The organism is Mesorhizobium sp. M8A.F.Ca.ET.161.01.1.1 (genome assembly GCF_004792105.1).
In the GTDB taxonomy this organism is placed as follows: Bacteria; Pseudomonadota; Alphaproteobacteria; order Rhizobiales; family Rhizobiaceae; genus Mesorhizobium.
In genome coordinates, this window is sequence record NZ_SRTD01000112.1 from 1 (window position 1) to 408 (window position 408).

The 408-nt window shown below is 63.0% G+C and carries 1 pseudogene; it reads left to right on the plus strand.

The window, feature by feature from the left end:
- Positions 1–408, plus strand: a pseudogene (locus EN804_RS34895) (serine hydrolase); the annotation flags it as partial.

Below are 408 nucleotides of genomic sequence, written 5' to 3' on the forward strand. Positions count from 1 at the left end.
GAATTACGGCCGTTGGGTCGCCAGCCGCAACTGGGTGCGGATGGCCTTGGAGTGGGGTTTCGCAGGAGAGCCCGGCGGCGGCATGCTTTATTCCACGGCGTCGACACATCTGCTGTCGGCGATATTGACGAAGGCATCCGGCCGTTCGACGCTTTCTCTCGCCCGAGACTGGTTTCGGCCCCTGGAAGGGTTTTCCATCGGCGGCTGGGAGCGCGATCCGCAGGGCATCTATCTCGGCGGCAACCAGATGGCGATGACCGCGCGGTCGCTGCTGGCCTTCGGTGAGCTTTACCGCAGGGGCGGCGTGACACCCGGTGGTGAGCGGTTGATTTCACAGGGATGGATCGAGCAATCCTGGCGACAGCGCACCAATTCCGTCTTCAACGGCGACGGTTACGGTTATTGCTG